Source organism: Sphingobium xenophagum (assembly GCF_002288285.1).
GTDB lineage: Bacteria > Pseudomonadota > Alphaproteobacteria > Sphingomonadales > Sphingomonadaceae > Sphingobium > Sphingobium xenophagum.
In genome coordinates this window covers 2,978,819-2,993,169 of record NZ_CP022745.1, presented here as the reverse complement: position 1 = coordinate 2,993,169, position 14,351 = coordinate 2,978,819, and the positions used below count along the sequence as shown (strand labels likewise).

The following is a 14,351-nucleotide window of genomic DNA, read 5'->3' as shown; positions in this document are numbered from 1 at the left end:
AAGCCGATCAGCGCGAATAGAATTCGACGACCAGATTGGGTTCCATCTTCACCGGATAGGGCACTTCGTCCAGCGTGGGAACGCGGACATAGGTGACCTTGGCGGCGCCATCGGGCGAGACATAGTCGGGGATGTCGCGTTCGGCCAGGGCCTGCGCTTCCATCACCAGCGCCATTTCCTGCGCCTTCTTGCCCAGGGTGATTTCGTCGCCCGGCTTCACCAGACGCGAGGCAATGTTGCACTTCACGCCGTTCACATAGATGTGGCCGTGCGAAACGATCTGGCGCGACGCGAAGATGGTCGGCGCGAACTTGGCGCGATAGACGACGGCGTCCAGGCGGCGTTCGAGCAGACCAATGAGGTTCTGGCCGGTGTCGCCCTTCATGCGGCTGGCTTCGAAATAGTTCTTCTTGAACTGCTTTTCGGTGATGTCGCCGTAATAGCCCTTCAGCTTCTGCTTGGCGCGCAGCTGGATGCCATAGTCGGACACCTTGCCCTTGCGGCGCTGGCCGTGCTGACCGGGACCATATTCGCGCTTGTTGACAGGCGATTTGGGACGGCCCCAGATATTCTCGCCCATGCGACGGTCGAGTTTATACTTGGCGCTTGTGCGCTTCGTCATAGATAATTCCTTACAAATGCTAACAACTAAGCTCGCCCTGAAAGGGTGAGCATCATTCCCGGTATCGCCTACGTCCGTTTTGCGTTTGTGCGCTCAGGGGCAGGGCCGCCGCTTCACCGGGATGCGAGGCCAATTGCGAAGGCGCGCCTATGGCCACAAGGGGGCGGCATGTCAACCCTCGACAGGGGCGCAGGCTGCGCCTAATTGGCGGGGCATGAACCCTGATGACTATAGCAGCATGGCAGAGGTGCGGGCGGGCGTCGATGCGATCGACCGCGATCTGGTGGCGCTGCTGGCCCAACGCTTTGCCCATATGCGCGCCGCCGCGCGGATCAAGCCGGATCGCGGTGCCGTGCGGGACGAGGCGCGCAAGCGTCAGGTGATCGATCAGGCCTGCGCGCAGGCGGCGCAACTGGGCGTGCCGGTGGCAATCGTCGCCGATCTTTGGGAGCAGCTGGTCGAAGCGTCGATTGCCTATGAAATGGCCGAATTCGACCGGACGCGAGGATAGAATCCCGACCCGTTCGGAGGAGGGGGTGTCAGACCCTTAGCGTTCGCGCGGGCGATTGAGGTGGGACAGGACGCCACGCAGCGTCCGCACCTCCAGATGGTTCCAGCCCGGCTTGGTCAGCAGGTTGCGCAACGTCAGCTTGGTTGCGGGCGCGCGATCGGGTGGGAAAAAATAGCCGACCTTTTCCAGCAGCGTGTTGAGCTGCTCGATCATCCCTTCCAACTCCACCTGCGGCGCGGGTTCGCCCAGGTCGGTGACGGTCGGTTGCGACAGATTAGCCTGTTTCGACCATTCATAGGCGCAGAGGATGACCGCCTGGGCAAGGTTCAGGGAACCGAATTCCGGGTTGATCGGCACGGTCAATATCTTGCGGGCGAGCGCCACATCCTCGGTTTCCAGACCGGATCGCTCCGGCCCGAAAATATAGGCGCAGCGGCCCTGAGCAGCGTGGATTTCGCGGGCGGCTTCCTCTGGCGTGACGACCGGCTTGGTCACGCCACGCTTGCGCACGGTGGTCGCATAGACATGGGCGCAATCGGACACGGCGTCGGCGAGGGTTTCAAAGACCTGCGCCTGATCGAGAATGAAGTCTGCGCCCGCGGCTGAAGGGCCGGCATCCGGATTGGGCCAGCCATCGCGCGGCGCGACCAGCCGCATTTCGGTAAGGCCGAAATTGAGCATGGCGCGCGCGGCCTTGCCGATATTTTCGCCAAGCTGGGGGCGGACCAGGACGATGACGGGGGGAGGGGGGAAAGCTGTCATTTCAATACCGTTCGTCCTGAGTAGGGGCTGAGCCTGTCGAAGCCCCGTATCGAAGGATTTGCGCGCGGCCTGCCGAATGGCGTCCCAGTCTCCCGCGATCAATCCTTCCTTCTTTTTGCGCGACCAGCCCTTGATCTGCTGTTCGGCGGAAAGCGCTTCGTCCCGCGTCCCGAAATCCTGGCTCCAGACCAACGCGACCGGGCGACGGGTCTGCGTGTATCCCGAAATCTCGCCCGACTGGTGCTGGGCGATGCGTTGCTCCAGATTATCAGTGTGGCCGACATAATAGCTGCCGTCGGCGCAATGCAGCATATAAGTATGAAACGTCATTGCGCGGTCCTTCGATACGCCATTTCGACTTCGCTCAATGGCTACTCAGGACGAACGGAGGCGGGTGTATGAAGCATCTCCTTCACCCCCCCACTTCCTTCACCGTGCTCGCAAATTCCTCGAAATCCTTGGCGTCGGTGAAGTCCTTATAGACGCTGGCGAAGCGGATATAGGCGACGCTGTCGAGGCGTTTGAGGCCTTCCATCACCAGTTCGCCGATCGTGCGGGCAGACACTTCGCTGTCGCCGCTGGTTTCGAGCTGGCGCTGGATGCCTGAGATGAGTTTTTCGATCCGGCTGGGGTCGATCGGGCGCTTGCGGCAGGCGATGCCGATCGAACGGGTCAGCTTGTCGCGCTCAAAGGCTTCTTTGCGGCCCTCGCTCTTGACTACCCAGATGTCGCGCAACTGGATGCGTTCGAAGGTGGTGAAGCGCGCGCCGCAGGCTTCGCACTGGCGGCGACGGCGGATGGCATTGCCATCTTCCGTCGGCCGACTGTCCTTCACCTGACTGTCCTCATGGGCGCAAAAGGGGCAGCGCATTCACATTCTCCCACAAGTTCCCCCTCTCGCTTGCGGGAGGGGCCAGGGGTAGGCCTGTCCTAACGCTGCCTAAGCCGGACAGACCCCACCCCAACCCCTCCCCTGAAGGAGAGGGGCTTCATGTTGCTCAATAAATCGGGAAGCGGCTTGTCAGGGCCAGCACCTTGTCACGCACATGGGCTTCGACCTGGCCGTCCCCTTCGTCGCCGTTGCGCTTGAGCCCTTCGACGACCTGCGCGATCAGTTCGCCGATCTCGCGGAATTCCGCTTCACCAAAACCGCGGGTGGTGCCAGCGGGGGTGCCAAGGCGGACGCCCGACGTCACGAACGGGCTGGCGGTGTCGAACGGCACATTATTCTTGTTGCAGGTGATGAAAGCGCGGTCGAGCGCCTTTTCAGCGGCCTTGCCGGTGGTGTTCTTGGCGCGCAGATCGACCAGCATCAGATGATTGTCGGTGCCGCCCGATACGATCGACAGCCCAGCATCGGCCAGCGTGGCGGCCAGCGTCCGCGCATTGGCGACGATCTGGTGGGCATAGGCCTTGAATTCAGGGCTGAGCGCTTCCTTGAATGCGACCGCCTTGGCCGCGATGATGTGCATCAGCGGGCCGCCCTGCATGCCGGGGAAGATGGCGCTGTTGATCTTCTTGGCGATCGCTTCGTCATTGCACAGGACAATGCCGGAGCGCGGGCCACGCAGCGACTTGTGGGTCGTGGTGGTGGTGACATGGGCATGAGGGACGGGCGAGGGATGCGCGCCGCCCGCGACCAGGCCGGAGAAATGCGACATGTCGGCGAGCAGATAGGCGCCCACTTCGTCGGCAATCTCGCGGAAGCGCGGGAAATCCCATACGCGCGAGTAAGCGGTGCCGCCGCAGATGATGAGCTTGGGCTTGCACTCGCGGGCGATGCGGGCGACTTCGTCCATGTCGATCAGATGATCGTCGGCGCGCACGCCATAGGGAACCGGGTTGAACCATTTGCCGCTCATATTGACCGGCGACCCATGGGTCAGGTGGCCACCCGACGACAGGTCGAGACCCATGAAGGTATCGCCCGGCTGGAGCAGCGCCAGGAACACGGCCTGATTCATCTGGCTGCCGCTATTGGGCTGCACATTGGCGAAATTGGCGCCGAACAATTGCTTGGCGCGCTCGATCGCCAGCGTTTCGACCACATCGGCATATTCGCAGCCGCCATAATAGCGCTTGCCCGGATAGCCTTCGGCATATTTGTTGGTGAAGATGGAGCCAGCGGCTTCCAGCACCGCCTTCGACACGATGTTTTCGGACGCGATCAGCTCGATCTTGTCCTGCTGACGCTTCAGCTCATTGCCGATCGCACCGAAGATTTCCGGGTCCGCGCTGGCAAGGCTTTCGCTGAAAAAGCCGTCCTGGCGGATGGCGGGGGCGAGGGTGTCGATGCTCATCGAAAATTCCTTTCAGAGCGCGGGTCAGATTGCGGGTTGGGACAGTTTTTCGACGCGGCCGCTGTGGCGGCCTCCGCCAAATTCGGTGGTGAGGAAAGCGGTGACGCAGGCCTTGGCCATGTCCACGCCGGTCAGGCGTGCGCCCATGGCGAGGACATTGGCGTCATTATGTTCGCGGCTGAGCGCGGCGGACAGCGGTTCCCCGACCAGCGCGGCGCGGCAGGCCGGGTTGCGATTGACCGCGATCGAGATGCCGATGCCTGAGCCGCAGAGCGCAATGCCACGTTCGGCGTCGCCAGACGCTATGGCTGTCGCCAGTTTGTAACCATAATCGGGATAATCGACCCGGTCGGCGGTGGCCGGACCCAGATCGGCGACATCATGCCCTTCATCACGCAGCCATTGGGCTAGTTCCGCTTTCAGATCGACGGCGGCATGATCGGATGCGATGGCGATTTTCATATGGAATGTGTCCCTTCACCACGGGGGTGATTCGTTCCCGCGCCTCATAGGGGGTGAGGGCGGCAATTGCCACCTTGGACCGCCGCCCTTATGGGAAGGGCCATGACAGGCACGATTTTATCCATATTGATGCTGGCCGGGCTGCTGCTGACAGGCGGCGGGCTGTATGTGATGGTCAAGCTGCGCGATCGCAAGCGCGGCGCGCTGATGATCGTCGCGGGGCTGGTTATGTTCGGCAATGTGGCGATCACGGCGATTCCGGGGCCGGACCTGCCGGGGCTGGAGCAGCGCTGAGCCATACGGGCAAGGCCGAGCGAGGGGCTGGCCCGTGTTAACACCGTTCGGGCTGAGCGCAGTCGAAGCCCTGCACTGAGCAAAGCGAAGTGGCTTCGACTGCGCTCAGCCAAGCCCTTCGACTTCGCTCAGGGCGAACGGGCATGGGGAGTGGAAGCCCCTTGCCTTCCACTATCCTCAGCGGATCGGCGAGTCCGGGGACAGGCGCATGTCGAGATAATTGTCGACCGACTTCATCAGCTGGTCGAGTTCATGTTCGAAGAAATGGTTGGCGCCACGGATTTCGTCGTGGTGGATGGTGATGCCCTTTTGCGTGCGCAGCTTGTCGACCAGCTTTTGCACGGCGCTGGCGGTCACGACTTCGTCCGAGGTTCCCTGCACGATGATACCCGATGAGGGGCAGGGTGCGAGGAAGGAGAAATCATACATGTTGGCCGGCGGCGCAACCGAGATGAAGCCGCGAATTTCCGGGCGGCGCATCAGCAGCTGCATCCCGATCCACGCACCGAAGGAGAAGCCCGCGATCCAGGTGGTCTGCGCTTCGGGATGGAAGCTCTGCACCCAGTCGAGCGCCGCTGCGGCGTCGGACAGTTCGCCAATGCCGTTGTCGAACGTCCCCTGGCTGCGGCCCACGCCGCGGAAGTTGAAGCGCAGCACGGCGAAGCCGCGCTTCACGAACGTCTTGTAGAGCGCCTGGGTGATGCGGTCGTTCATCGTGCCGCCGCCCTGGGGGTGCGGATGCAGGATCATGGCGACCGGCGCACGCGGGCGGGGCGGGGGGCTGAAGCGGCCTTCGAGACGACCTTCGGGTCCGGTAAAGATTACGTCGGGCATGGTACCTGTTATCGTTATGGCCACCGAACACCATTGTCAGGCCGGCGGTCGGTGGCAAAAGGACGCGCGCCACGCCATAAGCTGGCGCTGCGCGGCAGACCGCCTATATAGAAGCCGCCGCCATTTCCGCAATCAATGAGTAGCATCGCATCGTGGCTGCCCAACGCCTCTATCTTGACCATGCCGCGACCACGCCGATGTTGCCCGCCGCCAAGGCGGCGATGGTGGATGCGATGGACCGCTGGGCCAACCCGTCCAGCCCCCATGCCGATGGACGCGCGGCGCGCGCCATGCTGGAAATGGCGCGCGCACGGATCGCCGAGGCGCTGGGATGGCGCGGGCATGTGATCTTTACGTCAGGGGCCAGCGAGGCGATTGCGATCGGCCTTGGGCAGGCGAAGGCCGGGCGGGTGATGACGTCGCCGGTCGAGCATGATTCGGTATTGCGGGTGACGGAGGGGGCGGACCGGCTGGCGGTGAATTGGGATGGGGTTGCTTCCCTACTCCGTCATCCCGGCGAAAGCCGGGATCCCGCTTCTTTTGCTGCATTCGAAGAAAAGAGAGATCCCAGCGTTCGCTGGGATGACGTGGTTTTGGCCATCCAGCACGTCAATAATGAAACCGGGGTGATACAGCCGCTCGACGCGCTGGACCGTGACGGAGCGCTATTGTTTGCCGATTGCGCCCAGAGTGCTGGCAAATTGCCAATGCCGAATGCGGACATGATCGCGATCAGCGCGCATAAATTTGGCGGACCGCCGGGTATCGGCGCCTTGCTGGTGCGCGATCTGGGGTTCCTGCACGCCGGGGGCGGGCAGGAACAGGGCTATCGGGCGGGGACGGAGAATTTGCCTGCCATATTGGCGATGGCAGCCGCCTTGGAGGCGCGCACGGAATGGTTGCCTGATGCGGCGCGGCTGCGCGCACGGCTGGACGCGGGGGTCGAGGCAGCGGGCGGGCAGGTCGTCGCGCGTGATGCGCCGCGCATTCCGGCCATAGCCAGCTACCGCATGCCGGGCCTGTCGGCGCGGGCGCAACTGATTCAGTTTGATCTGGCGGGCATATCGGTGTCGGCGGGCAGCGCCTGCTCGTCCGGGTCGCTCAAGACCAGCCATGTGTTGCACGCCATGGGTTGGGACGAGACGGCGGCGGGCGAGGTGGTGCGGGTCAGCTTCGGGCCGCAAACGGATGAGGCCGATGTCGAGCGGTTCCTGGGGCAATGGACCACCATGGCAGCGCGGGCGGCGCGATGATTTATCTGGATTATCAGGCGACGACGCCGCTGGCCCCCGAAGCGTTCGAGGCGATGGTGCCGTTGCTGCGTGACCAGTTCGCCAATCCGCACAGCGCGCATCGGCTGGGCCGGGCGGCGGCGGCGCAGGTAGAGGTCGCGCGGGAGGAGATAGGTCGATTGCTGCCAAGCGGCGGACGGCTGATCTTCACGTCCGGGGCGACCGAGGCGCTCAATATCGCGATACAGGGTGCGCCAGCGGGTGACATTGTGACGATCGCAACGGAACATGCGGCTGTGCTCGATACGGTGGACGCACTGGGCAGGGCGGGGCGGACAGTCACAATGTTGCCGGTTGGGCCCGATGGGTTGGTGGATATGGATGCCGCCGCGCAGGCTATCCGGCCGGGTGTCGCGCTGGTGGCGGCGATGCTGGTGAATAACGAGATTGGCGTGATCCAGCCGGTCGCGGCACTCGCCGACCTTGCGCATGAGGCAGGGGCGCTGTTCCTGTGCGATGCGGTGCAAGGCTATGGCCGGGTGCCTATCCCCGACACATGCGACATGGTGGCGATCAGCGCGCACAAGATTCATGGTCCCAAGGGGGTGGGCGCCTTGTGGCTGCGCGAGGGGGTGAAGCCCGCCGCGCTGATCCATGGCGGCGGGCAGGAGGGTGGATTGCGGTCCGGCACGCTGTCGCCTGCGCTGTGCGCGGGTTTTGGGGTGGCGGCGCGGTTGATGCAGGATCGGGCGGAGGCGGACCGGACGCATGTCGAAGCGCTTGCTGCCCTGGCACGCGGACTGTTTGCCGACTGGACGCTCAATGGCAGCGCGGACGCGCGTTATCCCGGCAATCTCAACCTGCGCAGGGACGGGATCGACGGCGCGCGGTTGTTGTCATATTGCCGCAATGTTGCTTTTTCGTTGGGAAGCGCTTGCGCAAGCGGGTCCGGGCGTCCTAGCCATGTGCTGCGCGCGCTGGGCCTGACCGATGCCCAGGCGCGTGGATCGGTGCGGATCGGCTTTGGCCGCTACACGACACCGGCCGAACTGGAGAGCGCTGCGGAAGCATTGAACATGGCGGCAGCCGCACAAGCGGCGCCGTGACAGGGAGCGTCGCATCAATGACCAGGATCATTTTCATCAGCGCCGATGGCGAGCGACGGCAGGAAGTCGATGCTCCGGCGGGGTCGATCCTGCTGGATGTAGCGCAGGCCGCGGGTCAGCCACTGGAGGGTACGTGCGAGGGGCAGATGGCGTGTTCCACCTGCCATGTCATCGTCGACGCGGCGGATTTCCCGCAACTCAGCCGGGCGAGCGAGGATGAGGAGGACATGCTGGACCTGGCGGCATCCGCCACGCGCACCAGCCGCCTGTCCTGCCAGATCGTCCTGCCGGAAGGACTGAAAAGCCTGACCGTCCGTATCCCGTCCGAATCCTACAATATGCAGGGCATGTGAGCATCGTCATGGGCCGACCATTCCGCATCGCCGCGCTGGCCGCTCTTATGTGCATGGCCACAACCGCGCCCGCCGCGCCGAAGAAGGCCGCGCCAGAGCCAGTGCCAACAGGGCGGCTTGATTCGCTGCTGCCGCCGCCACCCCGCTATCTGGTGCCGCAATCGGCGCTGGCGTCGGTGCGCAATCCCCGGTCGATCGAGGAGGAGACGGGCGGGCGGCTGGGCATCGCGCTGGTCGACAGCAAGGGCGCGTTGATCCTGGGGTTCAACCGGGACGATCGCTTTGCGCTCTGTTCGACCTTCAAGGCGCCGCTGGCCGCTGCCGTGCTGATCGGTGCGGAAGGCGGGAAATTCGGGCTGGAGGGGGAAATCCCCTTCGGCAAGGACGACATACTTGATTATGCGCCGGTGGTGAAAAAGAACAGGAAACGCGGCCGGATGAGCATGGCCGAACTGGCGCAGGCGGCGGTCGAGGTGAGCGACAACAGCGCGGCGAACCTGCTGCTGCCGATGGTGGGCGGGCCGGAGGGGTTGACCGCCTTCATGCGCGCCCATGGGGACAGCGTGACCCGGCTGGACCGCAACGAACCGGCATTGAACGAAAATGCCCCGGACGATCCGCGCGACACCACCACCCCCGCCGCCATGGCGGAATTGATGGGGCGGTTGTTGTTCCGCGACATGAAGGGCGAGAGCGCAGATCGCTTGCGTGGCTGGCTCAACGCCAGCACCACTGGCGACAACAGGATCAAGGCGGGGCTGCCCGAAGGCTGGACGTCGGGCAGCAAGACCGGATCGTGCGGCACCGCCTATAATGACGTGGCGCTGGTGAAGGCGCCGTCGGGCGAGGAATATATCCTTGCCATCTATCTCGATCGACCGACCGTGGATGCCAAGGCGGCGGAGGCCGCGATCGCGCAGGCGGCGCAGGCCGCGCTCGATTTTCTGGCCAAGGCGCAGAAGAGCGGGCTGGATTGACCACAGTCCGTTCGCTTCGAGCGAAGTCGAGAAGCCGTTGCGCTGTTGTGTCTCGACTTCGCTCGACACGAACGGACATGGTGTGTGGCCCCTTGCCATCCCCATCCTTCTTCGCCATATGCCGCGCCGGGAGTCGGGCGGACGAGGTCGTCGCCAACCTGGTCAGGTCCTGACGGAAGCAGCCACAGTGATTTTGCCGCGGGTCGTTCCGGCTCCCACCTTCCAGCCATCATCCAGCTTCGACAATAGCCATCCGAACGGCTAGACAAGCCCCATGTCCGATTCCCCCCAGCCCTATCGCGTCCTTGCGCGCAAATATCGGCCGCGCAATTTTCGCGAGTTGATCGGCCAGGACGCGATGGTCCAGACGCTGGGCAATGCGATCAGGCGGGGACGGCTGGCCCATGCCTTTCTGATGACCGGGGTGCGCGGGGTCGGCAAGACATCGACCGCGCGGCTGATCGCCAAGGCGTTGAACTGCATTGGCGGGGATGGGCAGGGCGGGCCGACGATCGACCCGTGCGGCGTGTGCGAGCCGTGCCGCGCGATTGCCGAAGGGCGGCATATCGACGTGGTCGAAATGGATGCGGCCAGCCATACCGGCGTCGACGATGTGCGCGAGATCATCGAGGCGGTGCGCTATGCCGCCGTGTCGGCGCGCTACAAGATCTACATTATCGACGAAGTGCACATGCTCTCCAAAAATGCGTTCAACGCGCTGTTGAAAACGCTGGAGGAGCCGCCTGCCCATGTGAAATTCCTGTTCGCCACGACCGAGGTGAACAAGGTGCCGGTGACGGTGCTGTCGCGCTGCCAGCGGTTCGATCTGCGCCGGATTCCGGCTGAATTGCTCGCGGGGCATTTCGCCCATGTGGTGGAGGCCGAAGGCGTCGCGGCGGAGGCGGACGCGCTGTCGCTGATCGCGCAGGCGGCCGAAGGATCGGCCCGCGACGGGCTGTCGATACTCGACCAGGCGATTGCCCATGCCGAGATGGGCGAGGGCGAGCCGGTGGTCACAGCGACCCAGGTTCGCGACATGCTGGGCCTGTCGGATCGCGGATCGGTGCGCCGGTTGCTGGGGCTGTTGCTGGAGGGCGACACTGCCGCCTTGCTGGGCGGTGCGCGCGATCAATATGCGCTGGGGGTGGAGCCGCTGGCGCTGATGCGCGGGCTGCTGGAGCTGGTGCATGCCGTGACGCTGGTGAAGGCGGGGCGCGACATTGCCAGCCCCGGCCAGTCGGCTGAGGAGCGCGAGATGCTGGCCGACTGGGCGTCGCACCTCGGCTTCGCGCCCCTGCATCGCTTGTGGCAGTTGCTGCTGAAAGGTCATGACGAGGTGGCGGGAGCGATCCTGCCGATCGAAAGCTGTGAAATGGCGCTGTTGCGGGTGATGCACGCGGCGACCATGCCCGATCCGGGCGAACTGGCGCGGCTATTGCGCGAGGGCGGGCCTGTCGCAGCAGCGACGCCGGGCGCGGTTGCCGCCGCGCCATCGGCTGGCCCAGCCGCGAAGCTGCCTGCGACGTTCGAGGATTTGATCGAGGCGCTGTGGCAAAGGGGCAAGGGGCAACTGGCGCAGGAACTGCATGACTGCGTCGGGTTGGTCCGTTATGCGCCGCCTGAGCTGGATTATCGCGCGACGCCGCAATTGCCGTCCGATTTCGCGGCGCGACTGACCCAGGCGTTGCGGGAGATGACGGGCATCGGCTGGCGCGTGGCGGTGAGCGATGCGGCGGCGCAACCGACCTTGCTGGAACGGGAGGAAGCGGCCAAGGCCGACGCCCGCGCCGAAATTCTGGAAATTCCGGTGGTCAAGGCGGCAATGGCCGCTTTCCCCGACGCTGCGCTGGTCGAAACCGATCAGCCGGAACAATGGAGTGCATGAGGCATGAAGGATCTGAACGAAATATTGGGCATGGCCACCCGCGTGCAGGAGGAATTGCAGCGCGCGCAGGATAATCTGGACAAGCTGGAAGTCGAAGGCGCGGCCGGTGGCGGGCTGGTCAAGGTTCGCGCGTCGGCCAAGGGCCGGATCATTGGCGTGTCGATCGACGACACGCTGCTTGCGCCGTCCGAAAAGCAGATATTGGAGGATCTGATCACCGCTGCGTTCAACGATGCGCGCAAGAAAGCGGATGAAGTCAGCAATGCCGAGATGGGCAAGATGACGTCCGGTCTGCCTTTGCCCCCCGGCTTCAAGCTGCCTTTCTGATGGAATCAGGGGGCCTGTCTGCCCTGCCAAAACCCGATAACCATCGGTTCATCGTTGCGGCATTATGACATGTGACGATTGATTGGTGCGACGGTCATCCCCATAAAGGCGTTGAACCGTAGGACAGGGCCGCTTCTTTTGGCCCCGGAGAGTGAATGACTGTGCAATATCCCCTTCTGCCGCTGCGTGACATTGTCGTTTTTCCGCAGATGATCGTCCCGCTCTTCGTGGGTCGCGACAAGAGCGTTGCCGCGCTGGAAGCGGCGATGGAAGGCTCCAAGGAAATCTTCCTTGTGTCCCAGCTTGACCCGGCAGAGGATGATCCGGGCCGCGATTCCCTCTATGACACTGGCGTCGTCGCCATGGTGCTGCAACTGCTCAAGCTGCCTGACGGCACCGTTCGCGTGCTGGTGGAGGGCAAGCATCGCGCCCGGTTGCAGACGATGGAGAGCAAGGACGGCTATCTGGTTTCGGATGTCGAGACGATAGAGGATATCGCGGCCGAGGGACCGGAAGCGGCCGCGCTGATGCGCTCGGTTGCCGAACAGTTTGAAAATTACGCCAAGCTCAACAAGAAGCTGCCTGCCGAAACGCCGGTGCAGTTGCGCGAGATTGAGGATGCCGGGCGGTTGGCGGACGCGATTTCCGCCAATATCAACGTCAAGGTGTCCGACAAGCAGTCGTTGCTGGTGGAGGCCGATCCGGTCAAGCGGCTGGAGATGGTATTTGCCTTCATGGAAGGCGAACTGGGCGTCCTGCAGGTCGAAAAGAAGATCCGTGGCCGCGTGAAGCGCCAGATGGAAAAGACCCAGCGCGAATATTATCTCAACGAGCAGTTGAAGGCGATCCAGCGCGAACTGGGCAATGGCGATGGTGAGGAAGGCGATGAGCTTGCCGAACTGACCGAGAAGATCGCCAAGACCAAGCTGAGCAAGGAAGCCCGCGCCAAGGCGACGGCCGAGCTGAAAAAGCTGAAGGGCATGCAGCCCATGTCGGCCGAAGCCACGGTCGTGCGCAACTATCTGGACGTGCTGCTGGGCCTGCCCTGGGGCAAGAAGGGCAAGGTCAAGAATGACCTGAAAAAGGCGCAGGATATTCTGGACCAGGATCATTTTGCGCTGGAGAAGGTCAAGGACCGGATCATCGAATATCTGGCCGTGCAGGCGCGCACCAATAAGCTGAAGGGGCCGATCCTGTGCCTCGTCGGCCCGCCGGGCGTGGGCAAGACATCGCTTGGCCGTTCGATCGCCAAGGCGACCGGGCGCGAATTCGTGCGCCAGTCGCTGGGCGGCGTGCGCGACGAGGCGGAAATTCGCGGCCACCGCCGCACCTATATCGGATCGCTGCCGGGCAAGATCGTGACCAACCTGAAAAAGGCCGGTACGATGAACCCGCTGTTCCTGCTCGACGAGATCGACAAGCTGGGACAGGATTTCCGGGGCGATCCCGCGTCGGCGCTGCTGGAAGTGCTGGACCCTGAACAGAATAACAAGTTTCAGGACCATTATCTGGAGATCGACGTCGATCTTTCAGACATCATGTTCGTGACGACGGCCAACTCGTTGAATTTGCCGCAGGCTTTGCTCGATCGCATGGAGATCATCCGGCTGGAGGGCTATACCGAGGATGAGAAGGTCGAGATCGCGCAACGCCATCTGATTGCCAAGCAGATCGATGCCCATGGCCTGAAGGACGGCGAATTCGTCGTGACGGAAGCGGCCGTGCGCGACCTGATCCGCTATTATACGCGCGAAGCGGGTGTCCGCACGCTGGAGCGCGAAATTGCGCGTCTCGCCCGCAAGGCGCTGCGCAAGATATTGGAAGGCGTTTACGAGAAGGTCGAAATTACGCCCGACAATCTGGCCGACTATGCCGGGGTGCGTAAGTTCCGTCACGGCGTGGGTGAGGACGAGCATCAGATCGGCGCGGTGACGGGTCTGGCCTGGACCGAGGTTGGCGGCGAATTGCTGACGATCGAGGCGGTGACCGTGCCGGGCAAGGGCATGATCAAGACCACCGGCAAGCTGGGCGAGGTGATGAACGAATCGGTCCAGGCGGCCTTCTCCTATGTTCGTGCGCGGTCGCCCGGCTATGGGATCAAGCCCAGCCTGTTCAATCGCAAGGACATCCACATCCATCTGCCCGAAGGGGCGGTGCCCAAGGACGGGCCTTCGGCAGGGATCGGCATGGTCACCTGCATCGTGTCCACTCTGACCGGCATCCCGGTGCACAAGGACGTGGCGATGACCGGCGAGGTGACGTTGCGCGGCAGGGTGCTGCCGATCGGCGGCCTGAAGGAGAAGCTGCTGGCGGCGTTGCGCGGGGGCATCAAGACGGTGCTGATCCCGCAGGAAAACGAGAAAGACCTAGCGGAAATTCCGGCCAACATCCGTGACGGGCTGGAAATCGTGCCTGTGTCGCATGTCGATGAAGTGCTTTCGCGGGCGCTGGTCTCGGTGCCCGAAGCCATTGCCTGGACCGAAGAGGATGACCTTGCCGCGCAGCCAAGCAGCGGGTCGAGTCGGGATGGGGATGCTGCACTGCGGCATTGATTGGAGGGAAAAGCGGCGCATATCCGCCGGTTTCGATCGATTGTACGCCTGGGAGCGATAATTTGCATCGAAGCCGGTGACTTCGTCGCTTTCTCTTTGACAGGCGCTGGAAGCTGCGCCTTATTGCGCCGCCT

General features: G+C 63.5%; 15 protein-coding genes and 1 other RNA gene. 10 read left to right on the top strand and 6 right to left on the bottom strand.

The window, feature by feature from the left end; genetic code table 11:
• Positions 1-7 precede the first annotated feature (7 nt).
• A complete protein-coding gene (gene rpsD, locus CJD35_RS14605) occupies positions 8-622 on the bottom strand; it encodes a 30S ribosomal protein S4 (protein WP_017184634.1) in 615 nt (204 codons plus the stop codon).
• A gap of 214 nt (positions 623-836) precedes the next feature.
• Between rpsD and CJD35_RS14600 the strand changes: the two genes are divergently transcribed.
• A complete protein-coding gene (locus CJD35_RS14600) occupies positions 837-1,133 on the top strand; it encodes a chorismate mutase (protein WP_017184633.1) in 297 nt (98 codons plus the stop codon).
• A 36-nt stretch (positions 1,134-1,169) separates the two neighbouring features.
• Here the strand turns inward: CJD35_RS14600 and CJD35_RS14595 are convergent, their stop codons facing one another.
• The 4 genes from CJD35_RS14595 to rpiB form a co-directional block, all read right to left on the bottom strand.
• On the bottom strand, positions 1,170-2,225 hold the full coding sequence (locus CJD35_RS14595; protein WP_017184632.1) for a TrmJ/YjtD family RNA methyltransferase: 1,056 nt from the start codon (positions 2,223-2,225) through the stop codon (positions 1,170-1,172).
• Between the two features lie 82 nt (positions 2,226-2,307).
• Complete coding sequence (gene nrdR / locus CJD35_RS14590) at positions 2,308-2,766, bottom strand: transcriptional regulator NrdR (protein WP_026002674.1); 459 nt, start codon at positions 2,764-2,766, stop codon at positions 2,308-2,310.
• Positions 2,767-2,893: 127 nt separating this feature from the next.
• Positions 2,894-4,195, bottom strand: coding sequence for a serine hydroxymethyltransferase (gene glyA, locus CJD35_RS14585; protein ID WP_017184630.1), 1,302 nt, complete (start codon positions 4,193-4,195; stop codon positions 2,894-2,896).
• A gap of 24 nt (positions 4,196-4,219) precedes the next feature.
• On the bottom strand, positions 4,220-4,657 hold the full coding sequence (rpiB, locus tag CJD35_RS14580; RefSeq protein WP_017184629.1) for a ribose 5-phosphate isomerase B: 438 nt from the start codon (positions 4,655-4,657) through the stop codon (positions 4,220-4,222).
• A gap of 102 nt (positions 4,658-4,759) precedes the next feature.
• Here rpiB and CJD35_RS14575 point away from each other — a divergent pair, with 102 nt between their 5' ends.
• The gene (locus CJD35_RS14575; protein ID WP_017184628.1) at positions 4,760-4,951 is read left to right on the top strand and encodes a hypothetical protein; all 192 of its coding nucleotides are present in this window, start codon (positions 4,760-4,762) and stop codon (positions 4,949-4,951) included.
• 177 nt (positions 4,952-5,128) lie between these two features.
• On the opposite strand, the gene CJD35_RS14570 is transcribed toward CJD35_RS14575, so the two are convergent.
• Positions 5,129-5,785 carry an alpha/beta hydrolase gene (locus tag CJD35_RS14570; protein ID WP_017184627.1) on the bottom strand — a complete coding sequence of 219 codons (657 nt, stop codon included), beginning with the start codon at positions 5,783-5,785 and terminating at the stop codon, positions 5,129-5,131.
• A 152-nt stretch (positions 5,786-5,937) separates the two neighbouring features.
• On the opposite strand from CJD35_RS14570, the gene CJD35_RS14565 reads away from it, so the two are divergent.
• From CJD35_RS14565 to lon, 8 genes are all read left to right on the top strand, one after another.
• Positions 5,938-7,038: a cysteine desulfurase family protein gene (locus CJD35_RS14565; RefSeq protein ID WP_017184626.1), complete on the top strand. Its 1,101-nt coding sequence runs from the start codon at positions 5,938-5,940 to the stop codon at positions 7,036-7,038.
• A complete protein-coding gene (locus CJD35_RS14560) occupies positions 7,005-8,123 on the top strand; it encodes a cysteine desulfurase family protein (protein WP_017184625.1) in 1,119 nt (372 codons plus the stop codon). The genes CJD35_RS14565 and CJD35_RS14560 overlap by 34 nt, the downstream gene beginning before the upstream one ends.
• Positions 8,124-8,140: 17 nt before the next feature.
• The gene (locus CJD35_RS14555) at positions 8,141-8,476 is read left to right on the top strand and encodes a 2Fe-2S iron-sulfur cluster-binding protein (protein WP_017184624.1); all 336 of its coding nucleotides are present in this window, start codon (positions 8,141-8,143) and stop codon (positions 8,474-8,476) included.
• 8 nt (positions 8,477-8,484) lie between these two features.
• Positions 8,485-9,453, top strand: a complete 969-nt coding sequence (blaSGM, locus tag CJD35_RS14550) for an SGM family class A beta-lactamase (RefSeq protein WP_037515250.1) — start codon at positions 8,485-8,487, stop codon at positions 9,451-9,453.
• A gap of 125 nt (positions 9,454-9,578) precedes the next feature.
• Positions 9,579-9,676, top strand: an RNA gene (ffs, locus tag CJD35_RS14545) — signal recognition particle sRNA small type.
• A 51-nt stretch (positions 9,677-9,727) separates the two neighbouring features.
• On the top strand, positions 9,728-11,338 hold the full coding sequence (locus tag CJD35_RS14540; RefSeq protein ID WP_095687173.1) for a DNA polymerase III subunit gamma/tau: 1,611 nt from the start codon (positions 9,728-9,730) through the stop codon (positions 11,336-11,338).
• Between the two features lie 3 nt (positions 11,339-11,341).
• Entirely contained in the window at positions 11,342-11,665 is a 324-nt protein-coding gene (locus CJD35_RS14535; RefSeq protein WP_017184621.1) for a YbaB/EbfC family nucleoid-associated protein, read from the top strand.
• Positions 11,666-11,820: 155 nt separating this feature from the next.
• On the top strand, positions 11,821-14,217 hold the full coding sequence (gene lon, locus CJD35_RS14530; RefSeq protein ID WP_017184620.1) for an endopeptidase La: 2,397 nt from the start codon (positions 11,821-11,823) through the stop codon (positions 14,215-14,217).
• Positions 14,218-14,351: the final 134 nt, after the last annotated feature.

Coding starts and splice junctions, on each gene's coding strand:
- rpsD (WP_017184634.1), bottom strand. CDS start 622: ATGACGAAGCGCACAAGCGCCAAGTATAAACTCGACCGTCGCATGGGC.
- CJD35_RS14600 (WP_017184633.1), top strand. CDS start 837: ATGAACCCTGATGACTATAGCAGCATGGCAGAGGTGCGGGCGGGCGTC.
- CJD35_RS14595 (WP_017184632.1), bottom strand. CDS start 2,225: ATGACGTTTCATACTTATATGCTGCATTGCGCCGACGGCAGCTATTAT.
- nrdR (WP_026002674.1), bottom strand. CDS start 2,766: ATGCGCTGCCCCTTTTGCGCCCATGAGGACAGTCAGGTGAAGGACAGT.
- glyA (WP_017184630.1), bottom strand. CDS start 4,195: ATGAGCATCGACACCCTCGCCCCCGCCATCCGCCAGGACGGCTTTTTC.
- rpiB (WP_017184629.1), bottom strand. CDS start 4,657: ATGAAAATCGCCATCGCATCCGATCATGCCGCCGTCGATCTGAAAGCG.
- CJD35_RS14575 (WP_017184628.1), top strand. CDS start 4,760: ATGACAGGCACGATTTTATCCATATTGATGCTGGCCGGGCTGCTGCTG.
- CJD35_RS14570 (WP_017184627.1), bottom strand. CDS start 5,785: ATGCCCGACGTAATCTTTACCGGACCCGAAGGTCGTCTCGAAGGCCGC.
- CJD35_RS14560 (WP_017184625.1), top strand. CDS start 7,005: ATGGACCACCATGGCAGCGCGGGCGGCGCGATGATTTATCTGGATTAT.
- CJD35_RS14555 (WP_017184624.1), top strand. CDS start 8,141: ATGACCAGGATCATTTTCATCAGCGCCGATGGCGAGCGACGGCAGGAA.
- blaSGM (WP_037515250.1), top strand. CDS start 8,485: ATGGGCCGACCATTCCGCATCGCCGCGCTGGCCGCTCTTATGTGCATG.
- CJD35_RS14540 (WP_095687173.1), top strand. CDS start 9,728: ATGTCCGATTCCCCCCAGCCCTATCGCGTCCTTGCGCGCAAATATCGG.
- CJD35_RS14535 (WP_017184621.1), top strand. CDS start 11,342: ATGAAGGATCTGAACGAAATATTGGGCATGGCCACCCGCGTGCAGGAG.
- lon (WP_017184620.1), top strand. CDS start 11,821: ATGACTGTGCAATATCCCCTTCTGCCGCTGCGTGACATTGTCGTTTTT.